Genomic DNA, 14,358 nt, shown 5'->3' on the forward strand with positions numbered 1-14,358 from the left:
CGCGCTTTTCCCTTCCTTCATTCACCCGAGGAGGTTTCATGGCAAGTCGTACGGCGTTCTCCGCCCTGCTGCGCACGGGCTTCGGCCTGCTGCTCTCGATCCTCGCCCTCGGCGCCGCGGCGCATGAGGACAAGGACAAGGACCGGCTGCCCGACTGGGTCGGCGCCAACGACTGGCCGATGTTCGGCCAGAACATCCACAACACCGCCCACGCCCGTCCCGGCTCCCTGCAGGACGTGGCCAAGCTCAAGCGCAAATGGGTGTTCACGGCCGGCGGCGAGATCTCGGCGCGCGCGGCCGTCGTCGACGACCGCGCCTACTTCCCCGACTGGGCCGGCAACCTCTGGGCCGTCGACACCAAGACCGGCAAGGCGGTCTGGGGCCACCAGCTTTCCGACTACGGCCTGCCGGCCAACACCCATGCGCGCACCAGCCCGGCGGTGGACGACGGCGTCGTCTACATCGGCACGCAGGAAGGTGCCTGGCTGCTGGCGATCGACGCGGCCAAGGGCAAGCTGCTGTGGAAGACGCAGTTGGAGACGCCGGCCAACGATCCGGCGGCGATGATCACCGCATCGCCGGCCATCGTCGGCGAGTTGCTCTACACCGGGGTGGCATCCAACGGCGAAGGCCTCGCCAGCTTCGCGCCCGGCTATGTGTGCTGCAGCGGGCGCGGCAGCGTGGTGGCGGTGACCGTGAAGGGCAAGAACGCCGGCAAGATCCTCTGGAAGACCTACACGACCCCGGTCGGCTACAGCGGCGCCGGCGTGTGGAGCAGCAACTTCGCGGTGGACCTGCTGCGCGGCACCGTCTACGCCAGCACGGGCAACAACTACAGCACGCCGACCGCCCCGGCCTACCAGAGCTGCATCGCGGCCGGCGGCACCCAGGCCTCCTGCGCCTCGCCCGACAACCATGTGGATTCCATCCTGGCGCTGAACATGCTGACCGGCAAGATCCGCTGGGCGAAGAAGTTCGTCACCTGGAACCAGCCCGGCTTCGCCAAGGACGGCAGCGACGACTGGAACGTCGACTGCTTCACCTTCCTGAACGGCAACTGCCCGCCCGGCGCCGGCCCCGACTACGACTTCGCCTCCGCGCCCAACCTGATCCACTACCGCGACAAGCATGGCCGGCCCAGGACCCTGCTGGGCGCCGGCCAGAAGAGCGGCATCTACTACGCGCTGGATCCGGACGACGGCACGGAGCTCTGGCGCACCCAGGTCGGCCCCGGCTCCTCGCTGGGTGGCATGGAGTGGGGCTCGGCCAGCGACGGCAAGCGCATCTACGTCTCCATCGCCAACTTCTACGGCATCCCGACGCAGTTCGGCGGCGGCGGCTCCTGGGCCGCGCTGGAGCCGGAGACCGGCAAGATCATCTGGCAGGTGGGCGACCCGAACGGCGCGATCGCGATCGGTCCGCTGACGGTGGCGGACGGCGTGGTGTTCGTGTCCTCGATGGCCAGCAAGGTCGATGCGCCCACCATGCTCGCGCTGGACGCGGCCAGCGGCCAGACGCTGTGGACCTATGCGGCCGGCTCCTCGGTCAATGCCGGCGCGTCCGTCGTCGACGGCGTCGTCTACTGGGGCTCGGGCTACGCCCACCTGGGCATCCCCGGCTTCACGACCAACAACCAGTTCTTCGCATTCTCTAAGAATGGCAAATAGGCGCGAGGTTCTGGCGCTGGCCGCACTGGCGGCACAGGCGCCCTGGCTGGCGCACGCCGACGAGGCGCCGCCGCCGCTGCAAGTCGAGGCGCTCGGCACGGGCCTGTACCTGATCCGCGGCGGCGGCGGCAACTCGCTGCTGCGGCTCAGCGCGAACGGGCTGGTGCTGGTCAACGGCAAGTCGGCCGGCAGCTACCGGCCGCTGATGTCGCAGATCCGCAAGATCAACAAGCTGTCGGACATGCCGCTGCGCGCGTTGATCCTCACCGATGCCGATGCGCCGCAGGCCGCCAACTGCGCCCAGTTCGCCGCCGCCAGGGTGGTCGTGCTGGCGCAGGCCAATGCGGCGCAGCGGCTGGCCGACAGCGGCCCCGGCCTGGTCACCTTCGAGCGCGGCTACAGCCTGCACGTGGGCGGTGTGGCGGTCGAGCTGCGGCACTTCGGGCCGGCGCGCACCGAGGCGGACACCGTCGTCCACTTCCCGGACAAGCAGGTGCTGGCCGTCGGCGATCTCTACCTGCCCGACGACGCGCCGCTGCAGCCCGGCGCCAGCCTCGCCGGCTGGCGTGAAGCGCTCGCGCAGATGCTGGCGATGAAGGCCGAGCTGTTCGTGCCCAACCAGGGCCCGCCGGTCGGCCGCGCCGAACTGCAGGCCTTCGGCCAGCGGCTCGCTCAGCCGAACTTGAGCGCGTAGATCGGCGGCAGGTTCAGCGCCACCGGCGCCCAGTCGTCGCCGCCGTTGTCGCTGGCCCAGAGGTTGCCGGTGGTGCTGCCCATCAGCAGGCGCTCGCCGCTGTCGTCGACGACCAGGCCGTGCCGGTAGATCAGGTCGTAGCAATGCTGCTGAGGCAAGCCGTTACGAAGCACCTCGAAGGTCTTGCCGCCGTCGCGGGTGCGGGTCACGCACAGCGCCCCGTCGACCGGCACGCGGCGCTCGTCCTTGACCGCCGGCGCGAACCAGGCGGTGTCGCCATCGGCCGGGTGCGCCGCCACCGCGAAGCCGAAGCTGGCCGGCCGGGCCTTGCATTCCTGCCAGCTCGCACCGTTGTCGGCCGAGCGCCAGATGCCGCAGTGGTGCTGGGTCCAGAGCACGTCCGGCTCGCCGGCGCAGCGGGCGATCAGGTGCGGGTCCTGGATGTTCTGCTCGGTCTGGCGCTCGGGCGGCATGAAGTCGGCGTTCATGCCGGCGGCGCGCAGCTCCCAGTTCGCGGCGCCGTCGGTGGTGCGCCAGGCGCCGCCGCAGGAGATGCCCAGCAGCATCTCGTCGGCCTTGTCCGGATGCGGGCAGATCGAATGGATGCCCGGCGCGTCGTAACCGCCGCCGAACCATTCGAGCCGCTCGGGCCGGTTCCATAACGCCTCATTCAAGCGCCATGAAGCGCCGCCGTCGTCGCTGCGGAACAGGCCGCCGGGGATGGTGCCGGCCCAGATCGAATCGCCGGCCCCGCGTTCGAGCGACCAGACCTGCTGGAGCTTCCACGGCGGGCCTTCGGCGCCTTCCGGCTGGGCGGGAAAGCTCGGCACCGCGACCTCGGCCCAGGTCTTGCCGCCATCGTCGGAGGCATGCAGCTTGGTGCCGAAGTGGCCCAGGTTCAGCGCGGCCAGCATCCGCGCGCCCGCCTTCGCCGGCAGCACCATGCTGACCGGCTCGGCCAGGAAGCTGACATTGGCGATGCGCCAGCCGGCACCGTCGTGCTGCAGCTCGAACAGGCCCTTGCGCGTCGCGGCCCATGCTGTCGTGTTGCTCGTCGTCATGATCGTTCAGCCTCCTGATAGCGCCTGAAGGACGTGGAGCTGGCTGTCCGGCCGCAGCGGGTCGTTCAGCAGCTTCAGCTCGCGCATGCGCCGGCCGTCCACGAAGACGACCACATTGGCCCGCAGATGGCCCTGGTCGTCCAGCACATAGCCGCGCAGGCGCGGGTTGACGGCGAACGCGGCTTCCAGCGCCTCGCGCACCGTCTGTGCAGACGACGTTTCGACCTCCGGGATTTCGACAAAGCGGCGCAGCTGCGGCGTGAAGGTGATGCGGGGCATGATGGGCCGATTCTGTTCAGCACGCGCCGAAATGGCCAGTGCGGAAAGCCAGGACAATCCGCGCCCATGAATCCCGGAATCGTCTACGCCTTCCTCGCCTACGTCGTCTGGGGCCTGTTCCCGCTCTACTTCAAGCAGATCGGCGCGGTGCCGGCGCTGGAGATCATCGCGCACCGCACCGTCTGGTCGCTGGTGCTGGTGCTCGCGCTGCTGGCGGTGCTGCGTCGCCGGGCCTGGATGGACTGGCTCAGGCCCGTGCTGCGCCAGCCGCGGGTGATCGGCGCCTTCGCCGCGTCCGCGCTGTTCCTGGCGACGAACTGGCTGGTCTATGTCTGGGCGGTCCAGCATGGCCATGTGCTCGATGCGAGCCTCGGCTATTTCATCAACCCGCTGGTGAATGTGGCGCTGGGCTTCTTCTTCCTGCACGAGCGGCCGCGGCCCGTGCAGTGGCTGGCCGTGGCGCTGGCGGCGGCGGGCGTGCTGTGGCTGGCGCTGCAGGCCGGCCATGCGCCGTGGATCGCGCTGGTGCTGGCCGGCAGCTTCGGCATCTACGGCCTGCTGCGCAAGATCGCGCCGCTGGCCGCGCTGGAGGGGCTGACGATGGAGACGCTGGTGCTCGTGCCCTTCGCCATCGTGGCGCTGGCGGTGTGGAGCTGGCAGGGGCACAGCGCCTTCGTCAGCGGCGACGCGGTGCAGTTCGGCTGGCTGCTGCTGGCCGGGCCGCTGACGGCCGGCGCGCTGCTGCTGTTCGCCGCCGGCGCACGCCGCATCCCGTTGGCCACGCTGGGGCTGGTGCAGTACGTCTCGCCGAGCCTCCAGTTCGGCCTGGGCGTGTGGCTCTACCACGAGCCGGTGGATGCCTCACGGCTCACCGGCTTCGTGCTGATCTGGGCCGCGCTGGCGGTCTACAGCCTGGAGGGGCTGTGGCGCGGTACTTCCATGCCCGCGGCGAAGGCCACGTGACCCGGCTGTTCCGGGCCGAGCGCCGGGCCGCCCCAAGCCGGCCCACATGCGAGTGCCCGCGGCTCGATGCCGCGGGCACTCGCGTCCCCTCGGGGGACCGACCAGGTGCGCCCGCGTCCAGCGCGGCGCGACTGGGCGAGGGGCCTCAGTTACGGATGATGTGATCGAAAGCGCTGAGGGCCGCCTTCGCGCCGTCACCGGCAGCGATGATGATCTGCTTGAACGGCACCGTCGTCGCATCGCCGGCGGCGAACACGCCCGGCACCGAGGTCTGGCCGCGCGCGTCGACGACGATCTCGCCGTGCTTGGACAGTTCCACCGTGCCCTTCAGCCACTCGGTGTTGGGCACCAGGCCGATCTGCACGAACACGCCTTCCAGCTCGACGTGGTGGCTCTCGCCGGTCACGCGGTCCTTGTAGCTCAGCCCGTTCAGCTTGGACCCGTCGCCGGTCAGCTCGGTCGTCTGCGCGTTCTTGTGGATCACCACGTTGGGCAGGCTCTCCAGCTTGCGGATCAGCACCGCATCGGCGCGCAGCTCCGGCGCGAACTCGACCAGCGTCACATGGGCCACGAGGCCGGCCAGGTCGATCGCCGCCTCGACGCCGGAGTTGCCGCCGCCGATCACCGCCACGCGCTTGCCCTTGAACAGCGGGCCGTCGCAGTGCGGGCAGTAGGCCACGCCCTTGTTCTTGTACTGCTCCTCGCCGGGCACGTTGACATTGCGCCAGCGGGCGCCGGTGGTGATGACGATGGTCTTGCTCTTCAGCGAGCCGCCGTTGGCCAGCTGCAGCTCCACATAACCGCCTGGCTGAGCGGCAGGGATGATCTTCTCCGCCCGCTGCAGGTTCATCGTGTCCACGCCGTAGTGCTTGACGTGCTGCTCCAGCGCGGTGGCGAACTTCGGGCCGTCGGTCTCCAGCACCGAGATGTAGTTCTCGATCGCCATCGTGTCGTTGACCTGGCCGCCGAAGCGCTCGGCCGCGATGCCGGTGCGGATGCCCTTGCGGGCGGCATACACGGCAGCCGCGGCGCCGGCGGGGCCGCCGCCGACGATCAGCACGTCGAACGGATCCTTGGCCGAGAGCTTGGCGGCGTCCTTCGTCGCCGCGCCGCTGTCGAGCTTGGCGACGATCTCTTCCACCGTCATCCGGCCCGAAGCGAACATCTGGCCGTTCAGGAACACGGCCGGCACGGCCATGATCTCGCGGGCATTGACCTCGTCCTGGAACAGGCCGCCGTCGATGACCACCGACTTGACCTTCGGGTTCAGCACCGACATCAGCGACAGCGCCTGCACGACGTCCGGGCAGTTGTGGCAGGACAGGGACATGTAGACCTCGAACAGGTAATCCCCGTCCAGCGCCTTCACGCGGTCGATGGTGTCCTGTTCGATCTTGGGCGGATGGCCGCCGGTCCACAGCAGCGCCAGCACCAGCGAGGTGAACTCGTGGCCCAGCGGGATGGCGGCGAAGCGCAGGCTTTGCTCGGTGCCCGTGCGCTGCAGGCTGAACGACGGACGGCGGGCGTCCTGGCCATCAGTGCGCAGCGAGATCAGCGGCGACATCGGCGCGATCTCGTCCAGCAGTTCCTTCAGTTCACGCGAGGATTGGCCGTCGTCGAGCGAAGCCACGATCTCGAAGGGCAGCTTGACCCGGTCGAGATAGGCGGCGAGTTGGGACTTCAGGTTGTCGTCGAGCATGGCGTTCTCCGTTCTCAGGTTCAGGGGGCGTGGCCGGTCCAGCCACCCTGAGAACGCCGCGGCTTGCTCGGCGCTCTCAGCGTAGCTTGATCGCTTCGCTGGGGTCCGCAAGCCCGGGCGGGCTTGCGGGTCTGATCTGCATCACGCAGTCAGTGGAAAAGGCAAGTTATTAGATCTTGCCGACCAGGTCCAGCGAGGGAGCGATGGTCTTGGCGCCTTCGTTCCACTTGGCCGGGCAGACTTCGCCGGGGTGGGCGGCCGTGTACTGGGCGGCCTTCAGCTTGCGCAGCGTTTCCTTGACGTCGCGGGCGATCTCGTTGGAGTGCACTTCGGCCGTCTTGATCACGCCTTCCGGGTTGATCACGAAGGTGCCGCGCAGGGCCAGGCCTTCTTCGGGGATGTGCACGCCGAAGGCGTTGGTCAGCGTGTGGGTCGGGTCGCCGACCAGCGGGAACTTGGCCTTGCCGACGGCCGGCGAGGTCTCGTGCCAGACCTTGTGCGAGAAGTGCGTGTCGGTCGTGACGATGTAGACCTCGGCGCCCAGCTTCTGGAACTCGGCGTAGTTATCGGCCGCGTCCTCGACTTCGGTCGGGCAGTTGAAGGTGAAGGCGGCCGGCATGAAGATCAGGACGGACCACTTGCCCTTCAGGCTCTCGTCGCTGACGGAGATGAACTTGCCGTTGTGGAAGGCTTCGGTCTTGAAGGGCTGGACTTGGGTGTTGATCAGCGACATGTGCATCTACCTCTTGGGGGTTGGTGGGAACGAGATGAATCATATCGAAGCCCACCCATTCGTAGATTTGATTAATCAAATCAGGGTCATTGTCATGACCTATCGAACGTCACAATGCTGTCGAAATAACCCGTTAGGCCAGCGTCACTGTTCAAGTGCAATCAACGATTCGACGGTCTGGCGGCGGCGGATCAGTCGGTCTGTGCTGCCGTCGACCAGCACTTCGGGCGCCAGCGGGCGGCTGTTGTAGTTGCTGGACATGGACGCACCGTAGGCGCCGGTGTCGTGGATGACGAGCAGGTCGCCCACCTGGGCCGGCGGCAGTTGGCGCGGCGCGACGACGCCGCCGTCCTCCTGCGTGAACACGTCACCCGACTCGCACAGCGGGCCCGCGACAACGGTGGGCCGCGGCGTGCCACCGGCGCCGATCACGCTCATGCCGTGGAAGCTCCCGTACATGGCCGGCCGCATCAGTTCGTTGAAGCCGGTGTCCACCAGCACGAAGTGGTTGGCGCCGGCATCCTTGGTCGCCCTCACCTCGCCCAGCAGCACGCCGGACTCGGCCACCAGGAAGCGGCCGGGTTCGATCTCCAGCTTCAGCGCGTGGCCGACCACGGCCTCCGCCTCCTTGCGTGCCGCGTCCCAGAGGCCGAAGTAGTGGGCGGTGTCGATCACCGCGCCGCCGTCCTGGTAGGGAATGGACAGGCCGCCGCCGGCCGAGATCGCATGCAGGTCGTGGCCCGCCGCCTTGGCCTGGCGCACCAGGTCCACCATCGCCCCGCAGACCTGGCTCAGGTGGCCGTAGTCCACGCCGGAGCCGATGTGCATGTGCAGGCCGGCGAGGGTCAGGCCTTGCGCCTTGATGACGTCCAGCGCGGCGCCGAGATCCGTGTGCCAGATGCCGTGCTTGCTGTGCTCGCCGCCGGTGTTGGTCTTGTTGCTGTGGCCGTGGCCGAAGCCGGGGTTGATGCGCAGCCAGACCGGGTGGCCCTTGGAGGCTGAACCGAGCTGGCGCAGCATGTCGATGGAACCGGCATTGACCGGCACGCGGTGCTCGACGACGGTCGCCAGCGTCTCGTGGTCCATCAGGTCGGCCGTGAAGACGATGTCCTCGCCACCCGGCGCGAAGCCCGCGGCAATGGCACGCAGGATCTCGCCGCGCGACACCGAGTCGACCTTGACACCCTGCTCCCGCATCAGCCGCAGGATGTGGGTGTTGGAACAGGCCTTCTGCGCGAAGCGGACCACGTCGAAGGACTTCAGCTGCGCGATGCGGGCGCGGATCGTGTCGGCGTCGTAGGCCCACAGCGGCGTGCCGTACTGCTTCGCCAGCGACTGCAGGCGGGCGTGGGTGAAGGTGATCGGTGCGTTGGCGACGGACATGGCTGTGGGCTCTGAGTGAAGGCGCCAGCATGCGCCTTCTTCGTCATTCATTCAAATGCTTTGCTTTGGCCGACTGATTCAATTCTGATATGGTCTGCAGCCATGGCCCAGGACATCACCCATCGCCACATCGAGGTCTTCCGCGCGGTGATGACCGCCGGCAGCGTCACCGAGGCCGCCGGCCTGCTGCACAGCTCGCAGCCGACGATCAGCCGCGAGCTCGCGCGGATGGAATACCTGCTCGGCTACCCGCTGTTCGAGCGCCTGCGCGGCCGGCTGAAGCCCACCGCCCGCGCACTGGCGCTGTTCGACGAGGTGCAGCGCAGCTACCAGGGGCTGGACCGCATCGCCAACCGCGCGGCCCAGCTCGGCCGGGCCGAGAGCGCCGAGCTGAGCGTGCTGTGCCTGCCCGCACTGAGCCACGCGCTGCTGCCCGGCGCCTGCGAGGCCTTCCTGGCGCGGCATGCCGGCGCCCAGCTGTCGATCACGCCGCAGGAATCGCCGCTGCTGGAGGAATGGATGAGCGCCCAGCGCTTCGACCTGGGCCTGAGCGAGCAGGCGCAGCCGGCGGCCGGCACGACGCTGGTGCCCTTGCTGGCGCTGGACGAGGTCTGCGTGCTGCCGGCCGGCCACGCGCTGCTGAAGAAGAAGGTGCTGAAGCCGGCCGACTTCGAGGGCCAGGACTTCATCAGCCTGTCGCCGGACGACCCCTACCGGATTCAGCTCGACGCGCTCTTTGACGCTAACGGCGTGGCTCGACGGCAGCGCATCGAGACCCACAGCGCGGTGGCCGTCTGCGCGATGGTGCAGCGCGGCTTGGGCCTGGCGATCGTCAATCCGCTGACCGCGCTGGCCTGCGCCGGCACCGGGCTGCAGCTGCGGCGCTTTGGCGCGTCCGTGCCCTTCAAGGTCGGCGCGCTGCTGCCCCAGTACCGGCCGGCCCAGCCACTGGCGATGGCGCTGGTCGACTGCCTCAAGAAAGAAGCCGCTCGTATCGAGCGGCTTCTTGCAAGCACCTTGAGAGCCTAGAGGCGGCTATTGCTTATTGGTTGGCCGCCGTGCGCACCAGCGCCGGCCGCGCGCCGAAGCGCTTGAGGATGCTCTGCTCGATGCCCGCCGCATCCAGCCCGCACATCGCCATCAGCTTGCCCTGGTCGCCATGCTCGACGAACTCGTCCGGCAGGCCCAGCTGCAGCACCGGCGTCGTGATGCCCGCCGCCTGCAGCGATTCGAGCACCGCGGAACCCGCGCCGCCCATGATGCAGGCGTCTTCGACCGTCACGATCGCCTCGTGCGTGCGCGCCAGCTCGGCCACCAGCTCGTGGTCCAGCGGCTTGGCGAAGCGCATGTTGGCGACCGTGGCATCGAGCTGCTCGGCCGCGGCCAGCGCCGGGTAGAGCACCGTGCCGAAGGACAGGATCGCGATGCGCGAGCCGCTGCGGCGGATCTCGCCCCTGCCCCAGGGCAGCGCGTTCAGGGCCTTCTCGATGGCGATGCCGGCGCCGGCGCCACGCGGGTAGCGCACCGTCACCGGGCCGTCGTGCCGGAAGGCGGTCGTCAGCGCCTGGCGGCATTCGTTCTCGTCGGCCGGCGTCAGCACCGACATGTTCGGAATGCAGCGGGTGAAGGCGATGTCGAAGTTGCCGGCATGCGTGGCGCCGTCGGCGCCGACGATGCCCGCGCGGTCCAGCGCGAACACCACCGGCAGGTTCTGGATCGCCACGTCGTGGACCATCTGGTCGTAGGCGCGCTGCAGGAAGGTCGAGTAGATCGCCACCACCGGCTTCAGCCCTTCGCAGGCCATGCCGGCGGCGAAGGTGACCGAATGCTGCTCGGCGATGCCGACGTCGTGGTAGCGGGTCGGGAAGCGCTTGTGGAATTCCACCATGCCCGAGCCCTCGCGCATCGCCGGCGTGATGCCCACGAGGCGCTGGTCCTGCTCGGCCATGTCGCACAGCCACTCGCCGAAGACCTGGGTGAAGGTGGTCTTGGCCGGCGCCGTCGACTTGACGAAGCCCACGGCCGGGTCGAACTTGCCGGCGGCCGCGTGGTACTTGACCGGGTCGGCCTCGGCCAGCTTGTAGCCGGCACCCTTCTTGGTGACGATGTGCAGGAACTGCGGGCCCTTCTTGCCGCGCAGGTTCTCCAGCGTCGGGATCAGCGACTCCAGGTCGTGGCCGTCGATCGGGCCCACGTAGTTGAAGCCGAACTCCTCGAAGATCGTGCCCGGCACGACCATGCCCTTGGTGTGCTCCTCGAAGCGCCGGGCGAATTCGTACAGCGGCGTGTTCTTCAGCACCGACTTCGCGCCCTCGCGGGCCGAGGCGTAGAAGCTGCCGCTCATCAGCCGCGCCAGGTACTTGTTCAGCGCGCCGACCGGCGGGCTGATCGACATGTCGTTGTCGTTCAGGATCACCAGCAGGTCGCCCAGCAGGCCGCCGTGCGGCACGCCGGCGTTGTTCAGCGCTTCGAAGGCCTGGCCGGCGGTCATCGAGCCGTCGCCGATGATGGCCACGGCCTTGCGGTCCTCGCCCTTGAGCTTGGCGGCCATGGCCATGCCGTGGGCGGCCGAGATCGAGGTGGACGAATGGCCGACGCCGAAGGTGTCGTACTCGCTTTCCTCGCGGCGCGGGAAGCCGCTGATGCCGCCGAGCTGGCGCAGCGTGCACATCTGCTCGCGGCGGCCGGTCAGCACCTTGTGCGGATAGGTCTGGTGGCCCACGTCCCACACCAGCCGGTCATGCGGCGTGTTGTAGACGTAGTGCAGTGCCACGGTCAGCTCGACCGTGCCCAGGTTGGAGCCCAGGTGGCCGCCGGTCTTGGCGACGCTGTCCAGCACATAACTGCGAAGTTCGCCGGCAAGGCGCGGCAGCTCCGTCCGCGGCAGGCGGCGAAGGTCGGCCGGGGTGTTGATGGTTTCCAGCAGTGGATAGCTCATCGTGTCTCGGTTCAGTGGTGGCGCTCGACCACCATGTCGGCCAGCTGGCGCAGCCAGGTGGTGTTGGCCAGGCCGCTGGCGCTCAGCGCGGCATGGGCCTCGTCGCACAGCTGCAGCGCCAGGCGCCGGGCGGGCTCCAGGCCCAGCACGCTGACGTAGGTGGGCTTGTTGGCGTCCTGGTCCTTGCCGGCGGTCTTGCCCAGCACGGCGGAATCCTGGGTCACGTCGAGGATGTCGTCCACCACCTGGAAGGCCAGGCCCAGCGCGGCGCCGTAGTCGCTCAGGCCCTGGGCGGCGCGCGCATCGATGCGGCCGCAGGCGGCGCCCATCATCACGCTGGCCTGCAGCAGCACGCCGGTCTTGCGGCGGTGCATGTCGCGCAGCGTGGCCTCGTCCAGCGGCAGGCCCACGCTGGCCAGGTCGATCGCCTGGCCGCCGGCCATGCCGTCGTAGCCGGCCGAGCGGGCCAGCAGGCGGCACAACTGGGCCTGCAGCGCGGGCTCCACGCCTTCGTCGGGCGTCAGCACGTCGAAGGCCAGCGCCTGCATCGCATCGCCGGCCAGCATGGCCTTGGCCTCGCCGTAGGCCACGTGCGTGGTCGGCTTGCCGCGGCGCAACACGTCGTCATCCATGCAGGGCATGTCGTCGTGGACCAGCGAATAGGCGTGGATCAGTTCGACCGAACAGGCGGCGCGCATGGCGGCCTCGTCATGGCCCTCGACGGCCTCGCAGGCCGCCATCACCAGCAGCGGCCGCAGCCGCTTGCCGCCGCCGAGCACCGCATAGCGCATCGCCTCGCCCAGCCCGGCCGGCGCGCTGGCAGGCACGAAACCATCCAGCGCCAGCTCGAAGGCATGCAGGCGACGCTGCATCCATTGCTCGAAAACACCCGCATCCACGCTCAGGACTCTCCCCATGACTTCAATCCATCGCCTTCGAGAACCTTGACTTGTTGTTCTACGGCCTCGAGACGAGCCCGGCAGAACCCCAACAGTTCCGCCCCGCGCTTGTAGCTTTGCAGCAGCTGGTCCAGCGGCAGCTGCTGGCCTTCCATGGCCGCAACCAGGCGTTCCAGTTCCCCGAGGGCTTCCTCGTAGGTGGCGGGCGTCGCGTCGGGCGACGGCGCTGCGGGTGCGGATGTTCGGCTCATACTTCAAACGTCGAAACTTCGATTGTAGTCAGCACCAAGCGGGGGCCTGTCGGCCATCCGCCACGGGTGCGCGGGCGCCTGCTAACGCACGAAATCGGCGCATTGCGGGCCTTGGGTACAATCCGCCCCCTGCCCGCGCGAGCGGCGCATCCTTTTTTGACAAACAAACCCGCGCAGGCGCCGAAGCCGCACCAAGGCTGGCCCGGCCGGGGGGTTGACATTGGTTTCTCGAAAGAGCCCGTCTGGATCATGTCCGACCTGAGCAGCAACAGCATCCTGAACCCCGCGCTGATCCGACAGCAAACCCCGCAGCCCACCCAGTTGCCCGTCACGTCGTATTTCGACGATGCCCTGTTTCGCCGCGAGCAGGAACTGATCTTCCAGCACGGTCCCCGTTACCTGGGCCACTCGCTTGCGGTCCCCGAAGTCGGCGACTACTACGCGCTGCCGCAGGAGGGCGAGGGCCGCACGCTGGTGCGCACGCCCGAGGGCATCGAGCTGATCTCCAACGTCTGCCGCCACCGCCAGGCGCTGATGCTGCGTGGCCGCGGCCAGGTCGGCAACGCGAAGACCAACATCGTCTGCCCGCTGCACCGCTGGACCTACAACCTCAAGGGCGAACTGGTCGGCGCCCCGCACTTCAAGCAGGACCCCTGCCTGCACCTGAATCGTTACAAGGTGCGCGAATGGAACGGCCTGCTGTTCGAGGACAACGGCCACGACGTCGCCGCGCACCTGCAGTCGCTGGGCCCGCGCGGCTCACTGGACTTTGACGGTTATGTGCTGGACAAGGTGCAGATTCACGAGTGCGACTACAACTGGAAGACCTTCATCGAGGTCTACCTCGAGGACTACCACGTCGGCCCCTTCCACCCGGGCCTGGGCCAGTTCGTCACCTGCGAGGACCTGAGCTGGGAGTTCGGCCGCCACCACTCGGTGCAGACGGTGGGCGTGAACCGCGAGCTGGAGCGCCCCGGCTCGGCCGTGTACCAGCGCTGGCACGATGAGCTGCTGAAGTTCCGCGGCGGCCGTCCGCCCGAGCAGGGCGCGATCTGGCTGACCTACTACCCGCACATCATGGTCGAGTGGTATCCGCATGTGCTGGTGGTCTCCACGCTGTTCCCCAAGGGCCCGCAGAAGACCACCAACATCGTCGAGTTCTACTACCCCGAGGAGATCGCCGCCTTCGAGCGCGACTTCGTCGAGGCCCACCAGGCCGCCTATATGGAGACCTGCAAGGAAGACGACGAGATCGCCGAGCGCATGGACGCCGGCCGCCGCGCGCTGATGGAGCGCGGGGACAATGAGGTCGGCCCGTACCAGAGCCCGATGGAGGACGGCATGCTGCACTTCCACGAGTGGTATCGCCGCGAAATGAACTTCCGGGGTTGAACACGTGCCGCCTGCGTTGCTGATGATCGCGGCGACGCTGCTGTTCTCGCTGATGGGTGTCTGCGTCAAGCTGGCGTCCGACATCTACAGCGCCGGCGAGATCGTCATGTACCGCGGCCTGATCGGGATGGCGATGCTGGGCACGATGTGCCGCATGAGCGGCGTGCCGCTGCGCACGCCGGTGCCGGCGATGCACTTCTGGCGCAGCCTGTCGGGCGTGGCCGCGCTGTCGCTGTGGTTCTACTCGATCAGCCGCCTGCCGCTGGCGACCGCGATGACGCTGAACTACATGTCCAGCATCTGGATGGCGATGTTCCTGCTGGGCGGCGCGGTGCTGGTGGCCGGCGCCCGGCGCGTGGACGGCAAGCTGGTCGCCTCGGTGCTGGTGGGCTTCCTCGG

14 protein-coding genes are annotated in these 14,358 nt (G+C 68.5%); 6 read left to right on the top strand and 8 right to left on the bottom strand.

Features of this window, described 5'->3' with window-relative positions; genetic code table 11:
• Window positions 1-38: 38 nt before the first annotated feature.
• Together B0W88_RS06720 and B0W88_RS06725 are read left to right on the top strand one after the other, a co-directional pair.
• A complete protein-coding gene (locus tag B0W88_RS06720; RefSeq protein ID WP_077033887.1) occupies window positions 39-1,667 on the top strand; it encodes a PQQ-binding-like beta-propeller repeat protein in 1,629 nt (542 codons plus the stop codon).
• Window positions 1,657-2,361: a hypothetical protein gene (locus B0W88_RS06725; RefSeq protein WP_077033888.1), complete on the top strand. Its 705-nt coding sequence runs from the start codon at window positions 1,657-1,659 to the stop codon at window positions 2,359-2,361. Before B0W88_RS06720 ends, B0W88_RS06725 begins: the two co-directional genes overlap by 11 nt.
• Here the strand turns inward: B0W88_RS06725 and B0W88_RS06730 are convergent.
• Window positions 2,340-3,422: a sialidase gene (locus B0W88_RS06730; protein ID WP_077033889.1), complete on the bottom strand. Its 1,083-nt coding sequence runs from the start codon at window positions 3,420-3,422 to the stop codon at window positions 2,340-2,342. The two genes, B0W88_RS06725 and B0W88_RS06730, sit on opposite strands and share 22 nt — an antisense overlap.
• Window positions 3,423-3,428: 6 nt before the next feature.
• Complete coding sequence (locus B0W88_RS06735; protein WP_077033890.1) at window positions 3,429-3,701, bottom strand: MoaD/ThiS family protein; 273 nt, start codon at window positions 3,699-3,701, stop codon at window positions 3,429-3,431.
• Between the two features lie 66 nt (window positions 3,702-3,767).
• Here B0W88_RS06735 and rarD point away from each other — a divergent pair, with 66 nt between their 5' ends.
• Window positions 3,768-4,664 (top strand): EamA family transporter RarD, encoded by an 897-nt coding sequence (gene rarD, locus B0W88_RS06740; protein WP_077033891.1) that lies wholly within the window; start codon window positions 3,768-3,770, stop codon window positions 4,662-4,664.
• Window positions 4,665-4,809: 145 nt separating this feature from the next.
• On the opposite strand, the gene ahpF is transcribed toward rarD, so the two are convergent.
• The 3 genes from ahpF to lysA form a co-directional block, all read right to left on the bottom strand.
• Window positions 4,810-6,363 carry an alkyl hydroperoxide reductase subunit F gene (gene ahpF, locus B0W88_RS06745; RefSeq protein WP_077033892.1) on the bottom strand — a complete coding sequence of 518 codons (1,554 nt, stop codon included), beginning with the start codon at window positions 6,361-6,363 and terminating at the stop codon, window positions 4,810-4,812.
• A 169-nt stretch (window positions 6,364-6,532) separates the two neighbouring features.
• Window positions 6,533-7,096, bottom strand: a complete 564-nt coding sequence (ahpC, locus tag B0W88_RS06750; protein ID WP_077033902.1) for an alkyl hydroperoxide reductase subunit C — start codon at window positions 7,094-7,096, stop codon at window positions 6,533-6,535.
• Window positions 7,097-7,240: 144 nt separating this feature from the next.
• Window positions 7,241-8,479 carry a diaminopimelate decarboxylase gene (gene lysA / locus B0W88_RS06755; protein ID WP_077033893.1) on the bottom strand — a complete coding sequence of 413 codons (1,239 nt, stop codon included), beginning with the start codon at window positions 8,477-8,479 and terminating at the stop codon, window positions 7,241-7,243.
• 102 nt (window positions 8,480-8,581) lie between these two features.
• On the opposite strand from lysA, the gene B0W88_RS06760 reads away from it, so the two are divergent.
• Entirely contained in the window at window positions 8,582-9,508 is a 927-nt protein-coding gene (locus tag B0W88_RS06760; protein WP_077033894.1) for a LysR family transcriptional regulator, read from the top strand.
• Between the two features lie 13 nt (window positions 9,509-9,521).
• On the opposite strand, the gene dxs is transcribed toward B0W88_RS06760, so the two are convergent.
• From dxs to B0W88_RS06775, 3 genes are read right to left on the bottom strand one after another with little or no spacing between them, the layout of a single operon-like run.
• A complete protein-coding gene (gene dxs / locus B0W88_RS06765) occupies window positions 9,522-11,417 on the bottom strand; it encodes a 1-deoxy-D-xylulose-5-phosphate synthase (RefSeq protein WP_077033895.1) in 1,896 nt (631 codons plus the stop codon).
• A gap of 11 nt (window positions 11,418-11,428) precedes the next feature.
• A complete protein-coding gene (locus tag B0W88_RS06770) occupies window positions 11,429-12,289 on the bottom strand; it encodes a polyprenyl synthetase family protein (RefSeq protein ID WP_233151641.1) in 861 nt (286 codons plus the stop codon).
• Between the two features lie 29 nt (window positions 12,290-12,318).
• Window positions 12,319-12,567 carry an exodeoxyribonuclease VII small subunit gene (locus tag B0W88_RS06775; protein WP_077033897.1) on the bottom strand — a complete coding sequence of 83 codons (249 nt, stop codon included), beginning with the start codon at window positions 12,565-12,567 and terminating at the stop codon, window positions 12,319-12,321.
• A gap of 249 nt (window positions 12,568-12,816) precedes the next feature.
• On the opposite strand from B0W88_RS06775, the gene B0W88_RS06780 reads away from it, so the two are divergent.
• Both B0W88_RS06780 and B0W88_RS06785 read left to right on the top strand, forming a co-directional pair.
• The gene (locus B0W88_RS06780; RefSeq protein ID WP_077033898.1) at window positions 12,817-13,959 is read left to right on the top strand and encodes an aromatic ring-hydroxylating dioxygenase subunit alpha; all 1,143 of its coding nucleotides are present in this window, start codon (window positions 12,817-12,819) and stop codon (window positions 13,957-13,959) included.
• 22 nt (window positions 13,960-13,981) lie between these two features.
• The coding region (locus tag B0W88_RS06785; RefSeq protein WP_158080811.1) for an EamA family transporter at window positions 13,982-14,358 on the top strand (377 nt) is incomplete at its 3' end.

This window comes from Pelomonas sp. KK5, from assembly GCF_001984095.1.
Classification (GTDB): Bacteria; Pseudomonadota; Gammaproteobacteria; order Burkholderiales; family Burkholderiaceae_C; genus KK5.

Excerpts from the sequence above, each read along its gene's own strand:
- B0W88_RS06720 (WP_077033887.1), top strand. The coding sequence starts at position 39 with ATGGCAAGTCGTACGGCGTTCTCCGCCCTGCTGCGCACGGGCTTCGGC.
- B0W88_RS06725 (WP_077033888.1), top strand. The coding sequence starts at position 1,657 with ATGGCAAATAGGCGCGAGGTTCTGGCGCTGGCCGCACTGGCGGCACAG.
- B0W88_RS06730 (WP_077033889.1), bottom strand. The coding sequence starts at position 3,422 with ATGACGACGAGCAACACGACAGCATGGGCCGCGACGCGCAAGGGCCTG.
- B0W88_RS06735 (WP_077033890.1), bottom strand. The coding sequence starts at position 3,701 with ATGCCCCGCATCACCTTCACGCCGCAGCTGCGCCGCTTTGTCGAAATC.
- rarD (WP_077033891.1), top strand. The coding sequence starts at position 3,768 with ATGAATCCCGGAATCGTCTACGCCTTCCTCGCCTACGTCGTCTGGGGC.
- ahpF (WP_077033892.1), bottom strand. The coding sequence starts at position 6,363 with ATGCTCGACGACAACCTGAAGTCCCAACTCGCCGCCTATCTCGACCGG.
- ahpC (WP_077033902.1), bottom strand. The coding sequence starts at position 7,096 with ATGTCGCTGATCAACACCCAAGTCCAGCCCTTCAAGACCGAAGCCTTC.
- lysA (WP_077033893.1), bottom strand. The coding sequence starts at position 8,479 with ATGTCCGTCGCCAACGCACCGATCACCTTCACCCACGCCCGCCTGCAG.
- B0W88_RS06760 (WP_077033894.1), top strand. The coding sequence starts at position 8,582 with ATGGCCCAGGACATCACCCATCGCCACATCGAGGTCTTCCGCGCGGTG.
- dxs (WP_077033895.1), bottom strand. The coding sequence starts at position 11,417 with ATGAGCTATCCACTGCTGGAAACCATCAACACCCCGGCCGACCTTCGC.
- B0W88_RS06770 (WP_233151641.1), bottom strand. The coding sequence starts at position 12,289 with ATGCAGCGTCGCCTGCATGCCTTCGAGCTGGCGCTGGATGGTTTCGTG.
- B0W88_RS06775 (WP_077033897.1), bottom strand. The coding sequence starts at position 12,567 with ATGAGCCGAACATCCGCACCCGCAGCGCCGTCGCCCGACGCGACGCCC.
- B0W88_RS06780 (WP_077033898.1), top strand. The coding sequence starts at position 12,817 with ATGTCCGACCTGAGCAGCAACAGCATCCTGAACCCCGCGCTGATCCGA.